The organism is Nocardioides cynanchi (genome assembly GCF_008761635.1).
GTDB lineage: Bacteria > Actinomycetota > Actinomycetes > Propionibacteriales > Nocardioidaceae > Nocardioides > Nocardioides cynanchi.
This window is the reverse complement of record NZ_CP044344.1, coordinates 1,513,867-1,534,715: the sequence shown is the minus strand read 5'-3', so window position 1 is coordinate 1,534,715 and position 20,849 is coordinate 1,513,867. Positions and strand designations below refer to the sequence as shown.

Annotated in this window: 22 protein-coding genes; 14 read left to right on the top strand and 8 right to left on the bottom strand. The window is 73.5% G+C overall.

What is annotated here, in order from left to right; all coding sequences use genetic code 11:
• Positions 1-110: 110 nt before the first annotated feature.
• Positions 111-1,151 (top strand): 6-phosphofructokinase, encoded by a 1,041-nt coding sequence (locus E3N83_RS07615; RefSeq protein WP_151082712.1) that lies wholly within the window; start codon positions 111-113, stop codon positions 1,149-1,151.
• 18 nt (positions 1,152-1,169) lie between these two features.
• Here the strand turns inward: E3N83_RS07615 and E3N83_RS07610 are convergent, their stop codons facing one another.
• Entirely contained in the window at positions 1,170-1,853 is a 684-nt protein-coding gene (locus tag E3N83_RS07610) for an MOSC domain-containing protein (RefSeq protein WP_238343117.1), read from the bottom strand.
• The gene (locus E3N83_RS07605; RefSeq protein WP_191908002.1) at positions 1,850-2,797 is read right to left on the bottom strand and encodes an NADP-dependent oxidoreductase; all 948 of its coding nucleotides are present in this window, start codon (positions 2,795-2,797) and stop codon (positions 1,850-1,852) included. Before E3N83_RS07605 ends, E3N83_RS07610 begins: the two co-directional genes overlap by 4 nt.
• 99 nt (positions 2,798-2,896) lie before the next feature.
• Between E3N83_RS07605 and E3N83_RS07600 the strand changes: the two genes are divergently transcribed.
• Genes E3N83_RS07600 through E3N83_RS07585 form a run of 4 tightly spaced genes read left to right on the top strand, consistent with a single transcriptional unit; the run spans position 2,897 to position 6,722 of the window.
• Positions 2,897-4,231, top strand: a complete 1,335-nt coding sequence (locus E3N83_RS07600; protein WP_151082711.1) for a class II 3-deoxy-7-phosphoheptulonate synthase — start codon at positions 2,897-2,899, stop codon at positions 4,229-4,231.
• Between the two features lie 9 nt (positions 4,232-4,240).
• A complete protein-coding gene (locus tag E3N83_RS07595; RefSeq protein WP_151082710.1) occupies positions 4,241-5,017 on the top strand; it encodes a glycosyltransferase family 39 protein in 777 nt (258 codons plus the stop codon).
• A gap of 5 nt (positions 5,018-5,022) precedes the next feature.
• Positions 5,023-5,694, top strand: coding sequence for a hypothetical protein (locus tag E3N83_RS07590; protein ID WP_151082709.1), 672 nt, complete (start codon positions 5,023-5,025; stop codon positions 5,692-5,694).
• 32 nt (positions 5,695-5,726) lie between these two features.
• Complete coding sequence (locus E3N83_RS07585) at positions 5,727-6,722, top strand: threonine aldolase family protein (protein WP_272950295.1); 996 nt, start codon at positions 5,727-5,729, stop codon at positions 6,720-6,722.
• A gap of 21 nt (positions 6,723-6,743) precedes the next feature.
• Here E3N83_RS07585 and E3N83_RS07580 read toward each other — a convergent pair whose 3' ends face one another.
• Genes E3N83_RS07580 through pknB form a run of 4 tightly spaced genes read right to left on the bottom strand, consistent with a single transcriptional unit; the run spans position 6,744 to position 11,448 of the window.
• Entirely contained in the window at positions 6,744-7,556 is an 813-nt protein-coding gene (locus E3N83_RS07580) for a COG4705 family protein (protein ID WP_151082708.1), read from the bottom strand.
• A gap of 48 nt (positions 7,557-7,604) precedes the next feature.
• Positions 7,605-8,498: an NADase-type glycan-binding domain-containing protein gene (locus E3N83_RS07575; RefSeq protein ID WP_151082707.1), complete on the bottom strand. Its 894-nt coding sequence runs from the start codon at positions 8,496-8,498 to the stop codon at positions 7,605-7,607.
• A 27-nt stretch (positions 8,499-8,525) separates the two neighbouring features.
• Complete coding sequence (locus E3N83_RS07570) at positions 8,526-9,419, bottom strand: DMT family transporter (RefSeq protein WP_202879348.1); 894 nt, start codon at positions 9,417-9,419, stop codon at positions 8,526-8,528.
• 34 nt (positions 9,420-9,453) lie between these two features.
• Positions 9,454-11,448 (bottom strand): Stk1 family PASTA domain-containing Ser/Thr kinase, encoded by a 1,995-nt coding sequence (gene pknB, locus E3N83_RS07565; RefSeq protein ID WP_151082705.1) that lies wholly within the window; start codon positions 11,446-11,448, stop codon positions 9,454-9,456.
• Between the two features lie 161 nt (positions 11,449-11,609).
• Between pknB and E3N83_RS07560 the strand changes: the two genes are divergently transcribed.
• From E3N83_RS07560 to E3N83_RS07535, 6 genes are all read left to right on the top strand, one after another.
• Positions 11,610-12,185 (top strand): TetR/AcrR family transcriptional regulator, encoded by a 576-nt coding sequence (locus E3N83_RS07560; protein ID WP_191908001.1) that lies wholly within the window; start codon positions 11,610-11,612, stop codon positions 12,183-12,185.
• Between the two features lie 26 nt (positions 12,186-12,211).
• Positions 12,212-13,330, top strand: coding sequence for a glycosyltransferase (locus tag E3N83_RS20200; RefSeq protein WP_202879347.1), 1,119 nt, complete (start codon positions 12,212-12,214; stop codon positions 13,328-13,330).
• 105 nt (positions 13,331-13,435) lie between these two features.
• The gene (locus E3N83_RS07550) at positions 13,436-14,536 is read left to right on the top strand and encodes a hypothetical protein (protein ID WP_151082703.1); all 1,101 of its coding nucleotides are present in this window, start codon (positions 13,436-13,438) and stop codon (positions 14,534-14,536) included.
• On the top strand, positions 14,533-14,904 hold the full coding sequence (locus E3N83_RS07545; RefSeq protein WP_151082702.1) for an Rv2175c family DNA-binding protein: 372 nt from the start codon (positions 14,533-14,535) through the stop codon (positions 14,902-14,904). Before E3N83_RS07550 ends, E3N83_RS07545 begins: the two co-directional genes overlap by 4 nt.
• Positions 14,905-14,909: 5 nt before the next feature.
• On the top strand, positions 14,910-15,314 hold the full coding sequence (locus E3N83_RS07540) for a guanyl-specific ribonuclease (protein ID WP_238343116.1): 405 nt from the start codon (positions 14,910-14,912) through the stop codon (positions 15,312-15,314).
• Positions 15,311-15,745, top strand: coding sequence for a barstar family protein (locus E3N83_RS07535; protein ID WP_151082701.1), 435 nt, complete (start codon positions 15,311-15,313; stop codon positions 15,743-15,745). Before E3N83_RS07540 ends, E3N83_RS07535 begins: the two co-directional genes overlap by 4 nt.
• A 188-nt stretch (positions 15,746-15,933) precedes the next feature.
• Here E3N83_RS07535 and E3N83_RS07530 read toward each other — a convergent pair whose 3' ends face one another.
• Positions 15,934-17,043 carry a polyprenyl synthetase family protein gene (locus E3N83_RS07530; RefSeq protein WP_151082700.1) on the bottom strand — a complete coding sequence of 370 codons (1,110 nt, stop codon included), beginning with the start codon at positions 17,041-17,043 and terminating at the stop codon, positions 15,934-15,936.
• A gap of 100 nt (positions 17,044-17,143) precedes the next feature.
• Here E3N83_RS07530 and metF point away from each other — a divergent pair, with 100 nt between their 5' ends.
• Together metF and E3N83_RS07520 are read left to right on the top strand one after the other, a co-directional pair.
• On the top strand, positions 17,144-18,025 hold the full coding sequence (gene metF, locus E3N83_RS07525) for a methylenetetrahydrofolate reductase [NAD(P)H] (protein WP_151082699.1): 882 nt from the start codon (positions 17,144-17,146) through the stop codon (positions 18,023-18,025).
• A 32-nt stretch (positions 18,026-18,057) separates the two neighbouring features.
• Entirely contained in the window at positions 18,058-18,660 is a 603-nt protein-coding gene (locus E3N83_RS07520; protein WP_151082698.1) for an SIMPL domain-containing protein, read from the top strand.
• A 1-nt stretch (position 18,661) separates the two neighbouring features.
• On the opposite strand, the gene E3N83_RS07515 is transcribed toward E3N83_RS07520, so the two are convergent.
• Positions 18,662-19,951: a phytoene desaturase family protein gene (locus E3N83_RS07515; protein WP_151082697.1), complete on the bottom strand. Its 1,290-nt coding sequence runs from the start codon at positions 19,949-19,951 to the stop codon at positions 18,662-18,664.
• Positions 19,952-20,061: 110 nt separating this feature from the next.
• Between E3N83_RS07515 and E3N83_RS07510 the strand changes: the two genes are divergently transcribed.
• Positions 20,062-20,838, top strand: coding sequence for a hypothetical protein (locus tag E3N83_RS07510; protein WP_151082696.1), 777 nt, complete (start codon positions 20,062-20,064; stop codon positions 20,836-20,838).
• The last annotated feature ends 11 nt before the right edge of the window (positions 20,839-20,849 follow it).

Sequence of the window (20,849 nt, the reverse complement as noted above, 5' to 3'; positions counted from 1 at the left end):
AGGAACTGGCACCCGGGAGAGGGTCCTCGGACGGTTGACGCGCCCGCGGCGGCTGGCCCTAGGCTGACGACCGGCTTGTAACGTTCAAACGACGAGATCAGGAGTTCGCAATGCGGGTCGGAGTGCTCACCGGTGGCGGCGACTGTCCCGGACTCAACGCGGTGATCCGCGCGGTCGTTCGCAAGGGCGTGGGGGTGCACGGGCTCGACTTCGTGGGCTACCGCGACGGCTGGAAGGGTCCGCTCGAGGGCCTGACCATGCAGCTGGGGGTGCCGCAGGTGCGCGGCATCCTGCCCCGCGGCGGAACCATCCTCGGATCGAGCCGGACCAACCCGTTCAAGATCGACGGCGGGGTGGAGCGGATCAAGGACAACCTCGCCTCCGACGGCGTGGACGCGCTGATCGCGATCGGGGGCGAGGACACGCTCGGCGTCGCCACCAAGCTCGCCGATCTCGGCGTCTCCGTGGTGGGCGTGCCGAAGACGATCGACAACGACCTGTCCGGCACCGACTTCACGTTCGGCTTCGACACCGCGGTCAACATCGCCAGCGAGGCGATCGACCGGCTGCACACCACCGCCGAGTCGCACCACCGCGTGCTCGTGGTGGAGGTGATGGGCCGGCACGCCGGCTGGATCGCCCTGCACTCCGGGATGTCCGGCGGCGCCAACGTCGTCCTGATCCCCGAGCAGGCCTTCGACATCGAGCAGGTCTGCGACCTGGTCAAGAAGCGGTTCGAGACGCAGTACGCCCCGATCATCGTGGTGGCCGAAGGCGCCGTGCCGCGCGAGGCCAAAGAGGGGGAGAACGGCATGACGCTCCTGAACCAGGAGACCGACGCGTTCGGCCACGTCCGGCTCGGCGGCATCGGCGACCGGCTCGCCAGCGAGATCGAGCACCGCACCGGCGCCGAGGCGCGGGCCGTGGTGCTCGGTCACGTGCAGCGCGGCGGCACCCCCACGGCGTTCGACCGCTGGCTGGCCACCCGCTTCGGGCTGCACGCCGTCGACGCTGTCGCCGAGCACGACTTCGGCAAGATGGTGGCGCTCCGCGGCGCGGACATCGTGCGGGTGCCCCTGCTCGAGGGCACCGGTGAGCTGAAGCTGGTCAGCCCGGCCGAGTACGCCGAGGCCGAGGTCTTCTTCGGCTGAGCGCCGACGGCCCGCCGCTCAGTCGAGGCCGAGCCAGTCGCGCAGCTCGTCGGTCATGTCCTCTCGAGCAGCGGCCAGCCGCGGGGCCAGCCCGCGCTCGACCGTCATCGCCCGGAACGCCAGCGAGACGCTGACGTCGTGCTCCGGACGTCGTACGACGAGGAGGGCGTCGCCGGAGGCGATCGGGCCAGGAGCGACGATCTCGAGGTACGTGCCCGGCCGGGCGTCGAGGGTGAAGGTCCGCAGCCAGCCCTGCTCGCCGGTCCAGCCGCGGAAGGTCGAGCAGGGGATCCTCGGAGCGGTGACGCGGAGCTCCACCTCGTCGCCGATCCGCCACACCTCGCCGATCCGGGCGTCGGCCACGTCGATGCCGACGGTGGTGAGGTTCTCGCCGAAGAAGCCGTCCGGAAGCTCGCGGCCGAGCCGCTCCGCCCACCGGTCGAGGTCTTCGCGAGCGAAGGCGTAGACGGCCTGGGTGTCGCCGCCGTGGTGCAGGGTGTCGCCGACGTAGTCACCGACCAGGCCCGAGCCCAGCCCGCTGCCCTTCGGTCCTGGCGCGCGCACCTCGACCGGGCCGGACGTCGGCCGCTTGCCGATGCCGGTCAGCAGACCGGCCTTCCACGGGTTGGGCTCCGCTCGGCCGACGTTGACGCTCTGCACCCGGGAGACGCGGATGTCCGGCGACCGGCTGGCGCCGGTCACGGGACCAGCACGATCTTGCCCGTCGTGTGGCCGGTCGCGATCTGGCGGTGGGCCTGCGCCGCGTCGTCGAGGGGGTACGTCGCGGCCACCAGCACCCGCAGGCGGCCCTCACCAGCGAGCCGGGCCAGCTCGGGGCGAGCCGCCGCCCGCAGCTGGTCGCCGGCGTCGGCGCCGGGCCCTCCGCCCAGCAGGCGGATGCCCTCCTCCGGTCCACGGGTGAAGTTCGCGATCGACGCGATCCGGTCGCGGTCGACCAGGGCCAGGGAGACGTCCATCGCCTCGTCGCTGCCGACCAGGTCGAGGGCAGCGTCGACGCCGTCGTGGGCGAGGGCCCGGACCCGGTCCAGCAGGCCGTCGCCGTAGGTCACCGGCTCGGCTCCGAGCTCGCGCAGCAGGTCGTGGTTGCGCTCCCCGGCCGTCGCGATGACCCGCGCGCCCCGCAGCCGGGCGAGCTGGACCGCGGCCAGCCCGACGCCTCCGGCCCCACCGTGCACGAGCACCGTGTCGCCCTCAGCGACCGCGGTGGCCTCGAGCGTGTGGAAGGCCGTCGCCCCCGCCAGCAGCAGACCGCCCGCCTCGGGCCAGCCGAGACCGGCCGGCTTGCGGGTCAGGGCGCTGTCGGGGACCACCAGGTCGGCGGCGTAGGCGCCCCGGGTCCGGAACACGATCACCTCGTCGCCGACGGAGAGCGGCCCGGCGTCGTCTGCCGCACCCTCGCCGACGGCCCGCACCACCCCCGCCGCCTCGTAGCCCAGCGGGAGCGGCAGGTCCGACGGCTTCCCGGCCCGGGCGTAGGACTTCACGTCGGCCGGGTTCACCCCGCTGGCCCGCACCTCCACGTGGACCTGGCGCGAGCCCGGCTCGGCCAGGCTCACCTCTTCCACGGCGAGAGACTCCGGCCCACCGAAGGCGGTGGCCACGACCCGGCGGCTCGAGATGCTCATGTGCGGCCAACCACTCCGGTCGGTCGGGCATTCCACGGCCTGCGTCCGGATGACGTCGCCGGCGCGGGTCCGCCCGGGTGTACGCCGTACCCTTGCGGCGTGAGCATCCCCGACCTGGCTGCGCTGCGCGCGCTGGGCCCAGCACAGCAGCCGACGTACCCCGACCCCGTGGCGGTGGACGCCGTGGTCGAGCGCCTGCGGAAGATGCCGCCCCTGGTCTTCGCCGGCGAGTGCGACGAGCTCAAGGCCAAGCTCGCCGACGTCGCGCACGGCAAGGCCTTCCTGCTCCAGGGCGGCGACTGCGCCGAAACCATCGAGGGCGCCACCGCCGACAACGTCCGCAACAAGCTCCGGGTGCTACTCCAGATGGCGGTCGTGCTGACCTACGCCGCGTCGGTGCCGGTGGTCAAGCTCGGCCGCCTCGCCGGGCAGTACGCCAAGCCGCGCTCCTCCGATCTCGAGACCCGGGCGGGGGTGACGCTGCCGGCCTACCGCGGCGACGCGGTCAACGGCTTCGAGTTCACCGCCGAGTCGCGGGTCCCCGACCCCGAGCGGCTGATCGAGGCCTACCACTCCAGTGCCTCGACGCTGAACCTCGTGCGCGCTTTCGTCACCGGCGGCTACGCCGACCTGCGTCAGGTCCACACCTGGAACACCGACTTCGTGGTCAGCTCGGCGGTCGGCCGGCGCTACGAGGCCCTGGCCGGCGAGATCGACCGCGCGATGAGCTTCATGTCCGCGATCGGCGCCGACCCCGACGAGTTCCACCGGGTCGACTTCCACACCTGCCACGAGGCGCTGCTGCTGGAGTACGAGCACGCGATGACGCGGATCGACAGCCGCACCGGTACGCCGTACGACGTGTCGGGGCACTTCGTGTGGATCGGCGAGCGCACCAACGCCCTCGACGGTGCCCACGCCGAGCTGCTGAGCCGGGTCCGCAACCCGATCGGGGTCAAGGTCGGGCCGCGCTCGAGTGCCGACGACCTGATCGCGCTGGCCGCCAAGCTCAACCCCGACAACGAGGCGGGGCGGCTCACCTTCATCACCCGGATGGGCGCCGGGCGGATCGCCGACGCACTGCCCTCGCTGGTCGAGAAGGTCACCGCCGCCGGGCTCGACGTGGCCTGGGTCTGCGACCCGATGCACGGCAACACCTTCGAGGCGTCGTCGGGCTACAAGACGCGTCGCTTCGAGGACGTGATCGCCGAGGTGCAGGGCTTCTTCGACGTCCACCGCTCGCTGGGCACCTGGCCCGGCGGCGTCCACGTCGAGCTCACCGGCGACGACGTCACCGAGTGCGTCGGAGGTGGTGAGGAGGTCGCCGAGATCGACCTCGGCTCGCGCTACGAGTCGGTCTGCGACCCGCGGCTCAACCGCGTGCAGTCCCTCGAGCTCGCCTTCCTCGTCGCCGAGATGCTGCGCAGCGCCTAGCCTGCTCGCGTGGTCTCGACAGGCTCCATCGAGGGGAGCGCCCCGCCGGCGGTCGCCTGGCGGCGGATCACGCCACCGGTGCTCGTCGTCGTCGTGGTGCTCACGGCGTTCTCCGACCGCTACGGCTACCACCGCGACGAGCTCTACTTCTCGATGCTCAAGCCGGCCTGGGGCTACGTCGACCAGCCACCCTTCACGCCGCTGCTCTCCCACGCCATCGCCTCGGTGTACGACGGCGGGCCGTGGCTGCTGCGGGTCCCCGCGACCCTGTTCGCTGCCGGCTGCGTCATCCTCACCGCCCTCCTGGCCCGCGAGCTCGGGGGAGGAGCCACGGCCCAGGCCTGGACGGCGTGGGGCGTGGCGTCGACCTCGGCGGTCACCGTGCTGGCCCACGTCTTCCTCACCTCGACCGCCGACCTGACGCTGTGGCCGGCCATCTGCCTGTGCGTGCTGAGGGCCGAGCTGCGCCCGAGCCCCCGCTGGTGGCTCGCAGCCGGCGCCCTGGCCGGGCTGGCGACGTACAACCGGCTGCTCGTCGGGGTGCTCGTGGCCGGGATCGCCCTGGGGCTCCTGCTGGTCGGCCCGCGCCGCCGGCTGGTGTCCCCACCCGTGCTCGGTGGCGCCCTGGTGGCGCTCCTGGTCGGGCTCCCGAACGTGCTGTACCAGGCGCTGAACGGCTGGCCCGAGGGTGACATGGGCCGGGCCCTCGCGGCCAACAACGCCGCCGACACCCGGGTCGCGATGTTCCCGCTGCTCGTGGTCCTGTTCGGCCCCCGCTGGTGGTGATCTGGGTGGCCGGCCTCCGCGCCCTCTGGCGCGACCGGCGGGTCCGCTTCTTCGTGCCCGCGTTCGGGCTGCTCCTGGTGTTCACCTTCGTCGGCGGCACCCAGCCGCACTACCCGGTCTTCCTGCTGCCCCTGCCGTTCGCGGCCGGCGTCGTCGCGATGGAGCGTCACCTGGGCCGGGTCTGGGCCGGGCTGTTCGCCGTCAACGGCGTGGTCTCGGCGTTCATCGGCCTGCCGCTCCTCGCGGTCGGGACGGTGGGCTCCACCCCCGTGCCGGGCGTCAACCCGATCGTCGGCGACTCGGTCGGCTGGCCGGCGTACGTCGACCAGGTGACGCATGCGTACGACGCCCTGCCGGACCCCGGCCACGCGGTGGTGCTCACCTCCAACTACGGCGAGGCCGGCGCCGTCCACCACTACGCGCCGGACGTCCCGGTGTACAGCGCCCAGAACGCCCTCTACGACCAGGCGCGGCCGCCCGCGACCGCGACCACCGTGGTCGTCGTCGGGGGCCAGTACGACCAGGCCAGCCGCCTGTTCGCGAGCTGCCGGGTGGTGGACCATCTCGAGAGTGGCACGAGTGTCGACAACGAGGAGCAGGGTCTGCCGATCGCGGTGTGCCAGGCCCCGAAGGCGCCGTGGACCCTGCTCTGGCCGCGGCTGCACCACCTCGACTGACCGAGCGGCGCCGCGCTGGCTAGCGTGGGGGCGTGACCGTCGACCTGCGCTCCGACACCCTGACCCGGCCGACCCCCGAGATGCGTCGCGCCATGGCCGAGGCCGAGGTCGGCGACGACGTGTACGGCGAGGATCCGACGGTGCTGGCCCTCCAGCGGCGGGTCGCGGAGCTGTTCGGGCACGAGGACGCCCTGTTCACGCCGACCGGCTCGATGGCCAACGTGCTCGCGGTCGCCTCGCTGGTGGCGGCCGGCCAGGAGGTGCTCTGCGAGGCCTCGGCCCACATCGCCCGCGCCGAGCTGGGCGCGCACGGCGCCATCACCGGGCTGACCATGCGGACCTGGCGCCATCCGCGCGGCCAGGTCGACCTCGACGCGATCGCCGAGATGTACGCCCCCGACATGGGGCCGTTCTTCGTCCGCACCACCGGGGTGTCGGTGGAGAACACCCACAACTTCGCCGGCGGTGCCGTGCTCCCGATCGACGACCTGCGCGCCCTGCGCGCCTGGGCCGACTCCGTCGGGGTGAGCGTCCACCTCGACGGCGCCAGGATCTGGAACGCCCACGTGGCGACCGGCGTCCCGCTCGCCGAGTACGGCGCGTGCGTGGACGTGCTGTCCGTGTGCCTGTCGAAGGGGCTCGGTGCCCCGGTCGGCTCGCTGATGGTCGGCTCCTCCGCCGCCGTGGCCGAAGCCCGGGTGCGGCGCAAGCGGATGGGCGGCGGCATGCGCCAGGTGGGCATCCTCGCCGCCGCCGGGTCGTACGCGCTCGACCACCACCTCGAGCGGCTCGCGGACGACCATGCGCACGCCCGGCTGCTCGCCGAGGCCTGCGGGCTGGACCCGGCCACGGTCGACACCAACATCGTGGTGGTCCCGCGCGACGACGCCGCCGACTTCGTGGCCGGGGCCCGCGCCGGCGGCGTGCTGGTCGCGCCGGTCGGACCACGCGCCGTACGCCTGGTCACTCACCTCGACGTCAGCCGCGAGCAGGCCGAGCAGGCCGCTGCGGTCCTGCGCCGGCTGTAGCCGGGAGCCGACGACCGGGGCTCAGTCGAGCTCGAACTCGGGGAGCGGCTCGTCGTCGAGCTCGCGTCCGGCCGCGTGCGCGGCGTGGGCGCCCTCCTCGTCGGAGTGGGTGAGCGCGACGTAGGCGACCAGGGCGGCGAAGCCGGCGAGCCCGAGGGCGGAGACCACACCGGTGGTCCACCCGAGGCCGCCGTGCACGCGGGGGACCGCCAGGCCGTCGGCGACGCTGGCGCCCAGGGGCCGGGTGAGGGAGTACGCCGCCCAGAAGCAGACGACCGAGCTCGCGCCGAGGCGCCAGGCGAGGATCGGCAGGGCCATCAGCGCGGTGAACAGGACCGCCGACCACCAGTAGCCCAGGTGCAGGTTCGTCGCGGTGGTGTCGCCGAGCGCCGTGCCCAGGCCGAAGGTGAGCAGCACCGTGCCCCAGTAGAAGCGCTCCCGCCGGCTGGTCGTGATCGAGTGGACCGACAGGGTGCCCTCCGAGCGGTGCCACCAGGCGAGCAGCGCGCACAGCAGCACGACGTAGACGCCGGCGTCGACGTAGTACGGCGCGCCGAGGGCGACGTGCGGGCCGTCGGCGATCATGGTCCCGAAGACCGCGACCATGAGCACGGTCACCCAGTAGCGCACGGGCTGGTACGTCGTGGCCCGGGTCTGCCACCGGAGCGCGGCGAAGAAGCCGCCGACGCCGATCACGCCGGCCGCCGCCAGGTTCCACGTGCCGAGGAAGTCCGACGCCGTCTCCCCGATGCCCGTCGTGAGCAGCTTGATCACCCAGAAGAGGAGGAAGACCTCGGGCACCTTGGGCATCAGGAAGGAGCGTGGCGCAGTCATGTGTTCGAACGTAGGAACGTCGACCTGATGCGAACCTGACCGACGAGGTCAGCCGGGACTGCCGACCAGGGAGACCTCGCTGATCGCCGTGTCGTCGCGCGCCGCCCGCCCGGTGCCGGGAGGGGAGACCGAGGTGATCCGGAGCCGGACCGTCGAGGTGGTGACCGGGTCGATGGTCTGGGTCTGCATCGCCCGGGTGCTGGCGAACGTCTGGCTCACCGAGGAGCCGTCGTCGAAGAGCCACTCCACGGAGAGGACCTGACGGTTGCCGGCGTACCAGTCGAAGCGGTGCCCGCGGGAGTACGCCGTCTTCGCGTAGCCGTTGATCAGGCCCACCCGGGTCAGCCGGGTCGGCTGGTCGAGGCGGAAGGTCAGGGTCGTCCCGGTCGCGTCGCCGGCGACCCGCCAGCAGGTGTCGGGCGCGCCGTCGACGAGGTTGGACGCGTCATAGGTGACCGGGTTGCCTGCGAAGTCGACGGACGCGGGCGCGTGGGCCGGCGCGACGGCCCGGGCCAGGCCTGCGACCTCGGCGGCCGGACCCGTCGGGGCGGAGGTCGCCGGGCTGGTCGGCGGCGTCGTGGGTGCCGTCGTCGGTGGCGAGGTCTGCGACGCCCGCGTCGGGTGGCTCTTCGGCGGGATGATCGGCGGCGTCGGCCCGGCTGACGGGCTGCCGCCTCCACGGAGCAGGAGGAACGCGCCGAGCAGGACGATCACCAGCAGCACCGCCGCTGCGCCGATCCAGAGACCGGGACCGGGCCCTCCGACGGCCCTGTCGTCGGTGCCGGGGGCCGGTGGCGGCAGGGGAGCGGGAGGCGGGGCCAGGAGGTCGGGCTCGCGGGTGAGCGTCTCCGGTACGCCGGCGACGGCGGCCCCGCAGCTGCTGCAGAACCGGCCGCTGACGGGCGCGCCGCAGTTCACGCAGTACGCCGCCGTCCTGTCCATGAGGCAGCACGCTAGGCGAAGAACGCCTCAGACCGCGAGATGGGTGACCTCGACCTCGACCCTGCGGCGGGGCACCAGCTCCACGATCAGCATCGCCGCCAGCACCATGAGACCGCCGACGAGCATCCGGACCGTCGCGCTCTCGCCGCCGAAGAGCACCGCGAAGAGAGCGGCGAAGACCGGCTCCATGCTCATGATGATCGCGGCCCTGGCCGGTGGCAGGTGGGCCTGTGCCCAGGTCTGGCCGATCATCGCTGCCGCGCCGGCGACCACCGCCATGTAGACGACGCTGAGCCAGTCGCCGAGCCGGTCGGGGAAGACCATGCCGTCGGGCGCGGTGCACACGAGGCAGATCACGGTGATCACCATCAGCTGGACGATCGACATGCCGAGGGCCTGTCCCGGCTCCGACCAGGCGCCGAGCCCGACGATGTGGAGGGCGTAGATCATCGCGGCCACGAAGATCAGGCCCTCGCCGTAGCCGATCGAGAAGCCGCTCAGGGTGAGCACGCCGAGACCGGCCATCGCCAGCACCACCGCCGCCCACGTCGCGCGGCCGATCCGGGTGCGCAGGATCAGGGCGGCGAAGATCGGCGTCGCCACGACGTACATCCCGGTGATGAAGCCGGAGACGCTGGCCGGTGTCTTCGCCAGCCCGGCGGTCTGGAGGATCTGCGCCACGCCGTACAGACCGCCGAGCACCGCTGCCTGCCGTCGCGACGCGGCGGTGAGCCGGCCCAGGGCCCGGGGGGCGAGCGCCACGAGAGTGATGCTGGCGATCGCGAACCGGAGGGCCAGGAAGTCGAGGGTCGGCACCCGCGACAGCAGGTCGTGGATCAGGAAGAACGTGCTGCCCCAGGTGGCGGTGACGCCGAGCAGCGCCGCCGTCGCCAGCAGGGTGGTACGACGGGACGCGGGCACCACGGCACGCTATCGCGCGGGTTCGCGGCGCCGGTCAGATGATGTGCAGGACGACGACGCTGCCCTTCGGGGCCATCTCGCCGCCCCCCGGGCTCGAGCTGTACACGTAGCCGACGCCGATGTAGTACGGCGACTTCACGACGCTCACCTGGAAGCCCAGGCCCTTCAGCTCGGCGGTGGCCGCGGCGACGCCCATCGCGGTGAGGTTGTCGGGGACCGGCACCAGCTGCGGACCCTTCGACACCACGAGCGTCACCTGGTCGCCGCGGTGCAGGACGCCGCTCGGCGGGGTCTGGGACAGCACGTGCCCCTGCGCGACCTGGTCGGAGTACTCCGCCGTGCCGAGCACGACATCGAGGTGCTGGGCCTTGAGGACCTGCTCGGCGCGCGCCGCGGGCGCGCCGGTCCAGTCGCGGATGTGGATCGGCTGCGGTCCCCGGCTGACCACGAGGTCGACCAGCGTCTTCGGGCTCTCGCGTTTCCCGGCCGAGGGGTTGCTGCCGATCACGTGGCCACGGGCGACCTTCTCGTCGTACTGCCGGATCGACCTGCCGTAGGTGAGGTGGGACCGGAGGAGCGCGTCCTGGGCCTGGTTGACCGTGAGGTTGCGCAGCTGCGGGACGGCGTACAGCTCTTGGCCCTTGGACAGCGTGAGAGTGACGGTGCCGTGGTCGAGCACGCGCGCGCCGGGCCCGGGGTCGGTGCCGACCACCTCGCCCTTCGGCACGCTCGAGGAGAAGGCCGCGGCGCCGACGGTCACGTGCAGCCCGGCCTTCTCCAGCTTGTGGGTGGCGGCCTGCTGGGTGAGCCCGAGCACGCCGGGGGTGGCGGTGTAGCGGGCCCAGCCGAACCAGTAGGCACCGACACCGGCGAGGAGGGCGATCACCAGGGCGAGGCCGAGGAGCACCGGGCCGCGCCGGGAGCGGCGCCCGCGCACCGGCGTGGTCGGTGGCTCCGACGGCGGCGGCACCGAGCGCACCGTCGTGGGCTGCGGCTCGGGGGAGACGAACTCGGCGGGGGTCATCGGCACCAGGTCGAGGTCGCTGGTGTCCTCGGTGACCGGCGCACTGCCAACCGACTGCGACAAGGGCGTCAGGGCGAGGTCGGTGGTCAGCTCGTGGTCGGCCCAGGCGCCGCTGGCGAGGGCCTGGGAGACCCGGTGCAGCTGGTGGAGCAGCACGCCTGCGTCGGCCGGGCGCTGGGCGCGGTCGCGCGCAGTGGCGCGGGCGACCAGCGCGTCGAGGTACGCCGGGATGCCGGGCGCCGAGCGCGACGGCGGCGGGACGTCTTCGTGCACGTGCTTGTAGGCGACCGCGATCGGGGACTCGCCCTCGTGCGGCTTGCTGCCGGTGAGCAGCTCGTAGAGGACCACGCCGGCGGCGTACACGTCGGCGCGGGCGTCGCTGGTGCCGTCGACGACCAGCTCCGGCGCGAGGTAGGAGACGGTGCCGATGATGACCCCGCCGGTCGCGGTGTGCTGGGTGTCGGCGCTGACCGCCTTGGCCAGGCCGAAGTCGGCTACCTTGACCCGGCCGTCATCGGCGATCAGGACGTTCTCGGGCTTGATGTCGCGGTGGATCAGGCCCGCGCGATGGGCCGCGGCCAGGGCCGAGACCACCGGCTCGATCAGGGCCAGGGCCCGCGCCGGAGGCACCGGGGCCTCGTCGCGGATCACGTCGCGCAGCGTGTGGCCGGAGATCAGCTCCATCACCAGGTAGAGCGTGCCGCCGTCGACGGTGGGGTCCTCGCCCTGGTCGAAGACGTTGACCACGTGCGGGTGGGAGAGGCGGGCCGCCGAGCGTGCCTCCCGGACGAACCGGGCCGCGAAGGCCTCGTCGTCACCGAGCCCCGGGTGCATGACCTTGACCGCGCAGATGCGGTCGAGCCGGGTGTCGAGCGCTTCGTAGACGCCGGCCATGCCGCCACGCGCGATCCGGCGGCCGATCCGGTAGCGGCCGTCGAGCACCTGCCCGCTCAGGGGGTCGGCAAGCACAGCGCTGCCCGCGTGGGCGCGCGACTCCTGCTCCACGTCGACCCTCCGTCACCGGTCGGGGAAGTGCTCCGGCGGAGCCATCCTACGGATTCCCGGTCACCGACCTCGACTCCGCGACCGTCGGCGCGCCGTCCCCGGACGACTTCGTGTGAATGGCCATTGACATCAATAGGATATTGATGTCAACTGTCACTGACATGAACACGACTCGTTCCTACACGATGACCGCTCGGGCCGTGGCGGTCGCGGAGACCCGGGCCCGGATCATCGACGCCTGCGTCGCCCTGCACGGCGAGCGGCCGGTCACCGAGATCGCGCTGGACGACGTCGCGGGCCGGGCCGGCGTCAGCGTGCAGACCGTGCTGCGTCACTTCGGGAGCCGGGCCGGGCTCGAGGAGGCGTCGTTCGAGCACGCGCAGCAGGCGGTCACCGACGAGCGTCGTACGCCGGTCGGAGATGTCGGGGCCGCCGTGCACGTGATCGTCGACCACTACGAGCGGCGTGGCGACCAGGCCCTGCTGATGCTCGCCCAGGAGACCCACCAGGACCTGATGGCCCGGATCACCGAGCAGGGCAAGGCCCTCCACCGGGCGTGGGTGACCGAGGTGTTCGCCCCGTTCCTCGCCGCCGCCGAGGACGCCGAGGAGCTCACCGACCTGCTCGTCGTCGCCACCGACGTCTACACCTGGAAGCTGCTCCGGCGCGACCGCCGCTTGAGCCGCGAGCGCACCGAGAGCCGGATCCGCCGCCTTGTCGACGCACTGCTGCCCTGAGTCACCCCACAACCGAGGAGCCCGCCATGGCCGAGATCGTGTTCGTCACCTGGGACGGTGGTGGCAACGTGCCGCCGGCGGTCGGCATCGCCACCGAGCTGGTCGCACGCGGCCATGGGGTCCGCTTCGTCGGTCACCCGCGCCAGCGGGAGTCGCTGGTTGCCGCGGGCCTCGAGGTCGCGCCGTCCCTGCACGCCCGGGCGTTCTCGGCGCTCGACGCCAACTCGCCGCTGGCCCTGGTCGCGATGTTCGGCGACCGTGGCCTCGGACGCGACGTCCTCGCGGCGCTGGCCGACCGGCCGGCCGACGTGGTCGTGGTCGACTGCCTGCTGTTCGGCGTGATGGCCGAGCTCCGGGCGGCCGGCACGCCGTACGTCGTCCTCGAGCACCTGTACGACGCCTATCTGCGCGGCGGCTGGCTGAAGGGCCCGATGGGGCTGGGGATGCGGCTCCAGCGGCTGCAGCCGGCCCGCTCGCTGGCCGAAGCCCGCCTCCGCCTGGTCGCCTCGCTGCCGTCGCTCGACCCGGCCGGTGCCCGGTCCCGGTCGGACCTGACCTGGGTCGGGCCCGTGGTGCCGGTCGCGGAGCGCGTGCCCGCTGACCCGCTGGTGCTGGTCAGCCTGAGCACCTTCCGGTTCCCGAAGATGGCCGGCTGCCTCCAGACGATCCTCGATGCCTGTGCCGGGCTGGACGCCCGGGTGGTCGTGACCACCGGTCCGGTGGTCGACCCGGCCGAGCTGCGGGCGCCGGACAACGCCGAGGTGCACCGGTTCGTCCCGCACGCCGAGCTGATGCCGAGGGCTGCGCTGGTGATCGGGCACGGCGGCCACGGCACCACCATGCAGGCGCTCGCGCACGACGTACCGCTGGTGCTGATGCCGATGCACCCGCTGCTGGACCAGCCGATGGTGGCGCGCTCGGTCGCGTCGGCCGGCGCGGGACGCGTCGTACCCAAGAAGGCCTCGGCGGCCGACCTGACCCCGGTCGTCGCGGCGATGCTGGCCGACGGGCCGCACCGGGAGGCCGCCGCGCGGCTCGGTGCCGAGATCCGCGCCCTGCCCGGTGCGCGCAACGCGGCGGACCGGATCGAGTCGCTGATGACCGACGGCGCACCGCAACCGGAGCATCCCCTCGCGCGACCCTGAGTGCCCACCGGGACGGACCAACGTCCCGAGCCGTGGCGGCCTGGTCCTCTGGCGCCTCCCGTGCTCCCTCGATGGACTGGGGGTGCGCAGAACGGAGGAGGGCCCATGACCAGGATCCAGGTCGTCGGCACGTCGGCCCGGGGCGGTGCGCGGGGGAGAGCGCAACGACGGGTCCGGGACTGGGTGGTCGCGTGCGCGGCCGCCGAGTCGGTCGGGATGACGGCCGCGTCCGCGGCCGCGGTGGTGTCCGACCGCCTCGGCCAGACCGACCGCGACCGCCTGTCCGTGCTCGCCGTGATCGTGGCGGGCGGGCTCGTGGAGGGAACAGCGCTCGGAGTCGCCCAGGCCTGGCTGATGCGGCCGGTCCTCGGTGTTCGCGCACGCGCCTGGTCCCTGGTCACGATCGGTGTCGCCGGGCTGGGCTGGGCGGCCGCCTCGGCACCCGCTGCCCTCAGCGCGGACGACTCGGGGACGGCGCCAGCGCTCGGTCCGGTGCTGCTCGGAGCTGCCGGGCTGGGCGTGGTGTTGGGTGCGGTGCTGGGACTCGCTCAGGCGCTCACGTTGCGCGGCTGGGTCGCCCATCCGTGGCGATGGGTGTCGATCAGCTCGGCAGCCTGGCTCCCCACCATGGTCGTGATCTTCGCCGGGGCGACCGCTCCGTCGGCGGGCTGGCAGCCGGAACAGACCATCTCGCTCGGCGTCGTCACCGGCCTCGTCGCAGGAGCCGTGCTCGGTTTCGTCTGTGGCGCCCTGCGACCTGCGCTCGACGGCCCGCCGCCACCTGCGCAGGCACTGCTGGCACTGCTCGGCAGCCGGTGGGGTGCCGGTGCGGGGCACCGGCTGCTCGGACTCCGGGTGCACGGCAGGCGCAGCGGGCGAGTCTTCGAGCTTCCCGTCCAGTACGCCGTCCAGCAGGTCGGCGCCACCGACCGGCTCGTCGTCGTACCCGCGCACCCGGAGGGGAAGACCTGGTGGCGCAACCTGCTGGCCGAGGCGCCGCTCGAGGTGCTGTACGCCGGCCGCTGGTGCCGGGCCACGGGCGCCGTGCTCCGAGCCGGTGACGCCGGGCAGGCCGCCGCCCTCGCCGCCTACCGACGGAGGTGGCCACGGGTCCGACTGCCCGACGACCAGCTGGTGGTCGTGCTGCGCCCGATCGACGCCCCTGGGTGGAGTGCGGCGCGGGTCGGTGACACAGTTGGCCCATGAGCTCCTCACTCGCCGACGCCGACCTGAGCGCGCTGGTGGACGAGTGGATCGACTGGGCGGAGGCCGGGGCGCGTCTGGGCGTCACCGCGGCCAAGGTGCGCACGATGATCCGCGACCACGAGCTGGCCGCCGCCGTACCTGCTCCCGGGACCGGCCAGCAGGTGCCCGCGGCCTTCATCGACGACGAGGGCCTGGTGGTCAAGGGCCTGCCCGGACTCCTCACCGTGCTGCACGACAACGGGTACGACGACCGTGAGTGCATCGCGTGGCTCTTCACCGACGCCTCGCTGCCCGGCCGGCCGATCGACGCGCTCCGTGAGAACCGCGGCTCCGAGGCCAAGCGCCGCGCCCAGTCCATGGGCTTCTGAGACCGGTGGCGGCGCGCGGGCGGTCGTGGGCTCCCGTCGCCGGAGCCGTGGCCCTGGTCCTGCTGGCCTGGGTGCTCGGTCACGGCGCGTTCGACGGTGGCGCCGGCAGCGGCGGCCGTGCGCCGAGCAGCAGCAGCACGGTCGCGGCGTCGGTGCTGCCTCCCGAGGCCCGGCACACCCTGGCCCTGATCGACAGCGGGGGACCCTTCCCCTACGACCAGGACGGCGTCGTCTTCGAGAACCGCGAGGGACTGCTGCCCGCGCACGACTCCGGCTACTACCACGAGTACACCGTGCCGACCCCGGGTTCGCCCGACCGCGGGGCACGGCGGATCATCGCGGGCAGCGCCGGTGAGCTCTACTACACCGGCGACCACTACCGATCGTTCGAGAGGATCACGACCCCATGAGCGGACTCGCCGGACTGCTGGCCCACCACTCCCCGCCGGGCATCTACCGCTGGCACGGCGCGTTCGAGGTGGCCGACGTGCGGCACACCGTCGAGCATGCCGGCTGGAGGTTCGCCGAGGTCGACGGCTGGCACGGTGACACCAAGGCCGAGTTCCTGGCCGCGATCGGTGAGGCGCTCGACTTCCCCGAGCACTACGGGCAGAACTTCGACGCGCTGGCGGACTGCCTCGCCGACGTCACCGCCGGCGACAGCGAGGGCTGGGTCCTGCTCTGGGACGGCTGGGGCCCGCTCGCCCGCGCCGACGAGCGCGCCTTCTCCGTGGCCCTGTCGGTGCTCGGCGGACGCGTCAACGCCGACAAGGGCGGGCGGTTCGCCGTCCTGCTGCGAGGTGACGGGCCCGACGTACCCGGCGTCCCCAGCCTCGACTGAGGACGTGGCGACCCGGCGCAGCCGGGGCGCCACGGCCGCAGGGAGCGCCGCTGCCCGCTTGCGGGCAAGGCGAAGGGCCGGCCGCAAGGAGCGCCACCGCCCGCTTGCGGGCAAGGCGAGGGGCCGCCGGCCGCAAGGAGCGCCACCCGCCCGCTTGCGGGCAAGGCAGTCAACCGGTCGGGCCGACCTCAGTGGAGGCGGTCCGTGGCAGCGGCGGCCAGCTGGAGGAGTACGCCGCGTGCATGCTCGTCGACGTCGGCGGCACGCAGCGCCGTGGTCGCCCGGGCCGCGAGGTCGGTGATCACCGACTCGACCTGCGCGTGCGCGCCGGAGTCGTCGATGATCCGGCGCAGCTCGGCCACTCGAGCCTCGTCGAGCTCGGTGCCCAGCGCCGCGTCGAGCCGGGCGGCGTCGCTGGCGGGCGCGCCGTCGAGGGCCAGCGCGACCAGCACGGTGCGCTTGCCCTCGATCAGATCGCCACCGGCGGGCTTGCCGGTGGCGGCCGGGTCGCCGTACACGCCGAGCAGGTCGTCGCGCAGCTGGAAGGCCTCGCCGAGGGGCAGCCCGAACGAGCTGAGCCGGGCCAGCCGGCCCTGGTCGGCGCCGGCCAGCGTGGCGCCGATGTGCAGCGGCCGTTCGATGGAGTACTTGGCGGACTTGTAGCGCAGCACGGTCATCGCCGCGTCGACGTCGGCCGCACCGCGAGCCTGCACGGACACGTCGAGGAACTGGCCGGTGATCACCTCGCTGCGGCAGCGGTCGAAGACGTCGAGCGCGTCCACCACCGGCTCCAGCGGCAGCCCGCACCGACGCAGCAGCTCGTCGGACCAGCTCAGGAGCAGGTCGCCGAGGAGGATCGCGGCCGCCGCGCCGTACTGCTCGGGGTCGCCGCGCCACCCGTCACCGCGGTGCTCGTCGGCGAAGCCGCGGTGGGTGGCCGGGCGTCCGCGCCGGGTGTCGGAGGCGTCCATGTAGTCGTCGTGGACCAGCGCGCTGGCGTGCAGCAGCTCGAGAGAGGCGCAGGCCCGTACGAGCGCCGCGTCGACGGCATCGTCATCGGCCGGGCCGGCCACGGAGTGGTAGCCCCAGTAGCAGAAGGCGGCCCGGAACCGCTTGCCCCCGGAGACCGACGCCCGCGCCTCGGCGAGGAGCCGGGCGGCGTCGTCGCCGAGGGGCGCGAGCCGCGCGGCCTGCTCGTCGAGGAAGGCGTCGAGCGCCACCTGCACGCGGTCCCGGAAGCCGGCGGCGTCCCACGCGGGAGCGGGTCCGCCGGCGAGTTCGCTCGCGGTGCTGGTCACGGGGCGAGCCTAGGTGCAGGCACCGGCTGAGGGCACGGCGACCGGTCGCCCGGCTGGACGCCGACTCGGTCACGACGCCCGGGTTCCTTAGACTCGGGACATGACCGACAAGCCGACCATCGGCCAGCTCGTCCGCGACGGGGAGCGTTCGATCTCCTTCGAGTTCATGCCGCCGCGCGACGCCGCGGGGGCCGAGCAGCTGTGGTCGGCGATCCGCGACCTGGAGCCCTACCAGCCGACGTTCGTCTCGGTGACCTACGGCGCCGGCGGCTCGACCCGCGACACCACGGTGCAGATCACCGGCCGGATCGCCCGCGAGACCTCGATGCGGGCGATGGGTCACCTCACCTGCGTGGGTCACACCCGCGAGGAGCTGGTCGCGATCGTCGAGTCCTACCGGGCGGCCGGGGTGCGCAACATCATGGCGCTGCGCGGCGATCCCAAGGACGGCCCCAGCGCCCCGTGGACGTCGACCCCCGGCGGCCTCACCTACGCCTCGGAGCTGGTCGAGCTGGTGCACGGGCTGGGTGGCTTCAGCATCGGGGTGGCCGCCTTCCCGGAGGGCCATCCCGCCGCGGAGTCGCGGGAGCAGGACGCCCAGGTCCTGGCGGCCAAGGCCGCGGCGGGCGCCGACTTCGCAGTGACCCAGCTCTTCTTCCGGCCCGCGGACTACTTCGACCTCGTCGAGCGGGTGCGTGCCGCCGGCTCGGACATCCCGATCCTCCCGGGGATCATGCCGATCACCAACCTCGGCTCGGTCCGCCGGATGGCCGACCTCTCCGGTGCCGAGGTGCCGGCCTCCGTGCTGGCCCGCTTCGACGGCCTCACCGAGCCTGCCGACGTACGACGTGAAGGGGTGCGGCTGGCCACCGAGCTGTGCCAGGACCTGCTCGCGGGCGGAGCTCCGGGCTTGCACTTCTACACGCTGAACCGGTCCCGGGCGACGCTGGAGATCTTCGAGGCGCTGAAGATCACCGCCTGACCCGGAGGGTGTGCGGGGCTACGGTTTCGACCATGCGCACCGTCACCGTGACCGGCCAAGGCGAGGCCCGGGTCGCTCCCGACTCCGCCGTCGTCCGTGTCTCCGCCGTCCACACCGCACCCGGCGTGGCCGAGGCCCTCGCCGGGGCCGACAGCGCAGCCGGTGCGATCGCGGCCACCGCCCACGGCTTCATCACGCCGGAGCGGGTGCGCTCGACCTCGCTCCAGATCTGGCGCGACCACGACCAGACCAACCGGCCCACCGGCTTCTCGGCACGGCACTCCCTGGTGATCCGGTGCCCCGACATCGCTGCCGCCGGCGGCCTGGTCACCGCCCTCGCCGAGGCCGTCGGCGAGCACCTGGAGATCGAGGCGGTCTCGCTCGAGGTCGCCGACCAGGCGGAGGCGTCGACCGCGGCGTGGGAAGCGGCCTACGCCGACGCGGTCGACCGCGCGACCCATCTGGCCGGGCTGGCCTCGGCCGAGCTCGGCGACGTCCAGGAGATCACCGAGGGCGGCGGGTTCGGCGGTGGCCCGGTCCGGATGGCCAAGGCGGCGGCGGCCTCGGACGCGTCGTTCCAGCCCGGTGAGACGTCGGTCGGCGCCAGCGTGACCGTCACCTTCCAGCTCCGCTAGCTCACGCCGGCCCGACCACCTGGGCGACCAGAGCGGCCGACAGGCCGACGTACGGCAGGCCCGAGCCGGGGTTGGCGTGCGCCCCGCAGGCGTAGACGCCCGGCACCGGCGTGGTCGGTCCGAGGCGTCGGCGGACCGTGCCGCGACCCTCCCACTCGATCCCGAGCGGGGTGCCACGCCAGGCCTCGACGAGGTCCTTCGGCGACCGGTCCACGCGGGTCACGACCCGCGGACGGACGTCGATGCCGCGCCGCGCGAGGGTGGTCAGCAGGTCCTCCGAGACTCGCCCCCGCCCGAGCACGGTCCAGGCCGCCGCGCCGTCGGGTGCGCGGCCACCGGTCCGCAGCACCAGGGTCGGGTCGCCGTGGAGGACCAGCTCGTGCGGGAGGTTCCTGACCGGGTCCTCCAGCCCGACGTGGCAGACCACCGGCGGCAAGGCCGGCATGGTCCGGCGCACCAGCGAGGCCAGCGCCGGCAGCCGTCTGGGGTCCATGGCGCAGACCACGACGTCGGCGTCGAGGTCGCCGCTCGCGGTGGCCACCCCGACCGCGCGGCCGTCGCGCACGATCACGTCGTGGGCCCTGGCGCCGACCACGGTCACGTCCCGCGTCGCCAGGCGTCGTACCAACGCGTCGCGGAGCAGGCCCATCCCGCCGACGACGGCCCACGCACCGAACCGCTGCTCGAGGTACGACGTGAGGCCGGCCCAGGCGGGCACCTGGCGCAGGTCGTGCCCGTCGAGGGTGAACGGGTGACCGGCCACCAGCCGCAGCCGGTCGTCGCGCAGCGACCGGAGCCGTCGCTGGAGCGACTCGCGGGAGTCGAGCCGCGCCGCGACCGGGCGGGGCAGCGCCTCCGGGGTCCAGGGGACCTCCATGAATCCGAGGCGCAGGGCCTCCCAGTCGTCGGCATAGGCGGCCACGTGGTCGACCCAGCGCCGGCCGAGCCCGGCGCCGAGGGACTCGACAGCATCGTGCTGGGGGGCCCGACCGGCGGGGAGCACCAGGGCCGAGCCGTCCTCGAACCAGTGCTCGCGCAGGCAGTCGAGCTGGGTCAGCTCCAGCTCCTTCTCCAGCGGCCGCCCGGTCTTGCGGAAGAGGTCGCGCAGAACCGCCGGCAGCAGGGTGTGCGTGGCCGAGCCGTCCCACTCGAAGCCGTCGGCGACGACCGGCGCCAGGGCTCCACCGAGCTCACCGGCCTCGAGCAGGGTCACGTCGTGGCCGGTCTTGGCCAACCGGAGGGCGCAGGCGAGCCCGGCGAGACCGCCGCCGATCACCACCACCCGGGCCATGGGCGCACCCTAGGTGACGTCTGTCGGGTTCGGTCGTTGTCCCGGTGGGAGCCGCCGCCGCGGCCTACAGTTCGGCTCTCACCGGAGCGGCACCGAGAGAGGACCCGGACATGCGTCGACGACGTTCGGGACGCCCCCTCGCGGCTCTGGCCGCGGCCGGGCTGCTGGCGCTCGGGGCCGTGGACGTCGCCTCGGCCTCGGTCCACCTGCCCTGGATCCCGGGCTACGACGGAGCCACGAGCACGCGGTCGCTGCGGACCGCCTATCTGACCCGCGACGGCAGCGACGCCTTCATCGTGGTCAAGGACGGCCCGGTGCTGACCGCCGCGGCACCGGAGACCAACACCGGCGGCAACACCCGTGCGGTCGTGTGGCCGAGCCGGTCGGTGGTGGCCCGGGACGCGCAGACCTGCGCCACCTGGAGCAGCGAGTCCGACGACTTCATCCAGGAGGGCCTGGCGCTGCGGATCCGACACCACGACGGGGTGACCACCGCGATCACCGTGACCAAGAACATCTACTACGGCGCCCACTGGATGTTCAACGTCCACGCCTGGGACAGCAGCAGCGCCTCGCCGTTCACCCAGCTCGGCCAGTGGGACCTCTCACCGGTGATCCTCGACCACGGCGGGCAGTACCAGCCGATGCCGTGGCGGGTCTGCTTCCGCGCGGTGGGCTCCACGGTGGGCATGAAGATCTGGTGGCCGGCGCAGATGTCCGAGCCGTCGTGGAGCGATCCCGACTACGCCCGCACCATGACCATCCCGGCGGAGTACACCTGGCGTGGCCACGCCGGCTGGTACGTCGGGCACCTGCGTCCCGGCCTGGGCACGTCGTACGACGGCCTGAGGACCTGGTTCTCGCTCGTGCCGACCCTGGGCGGCTGAGGGAGCGGCCG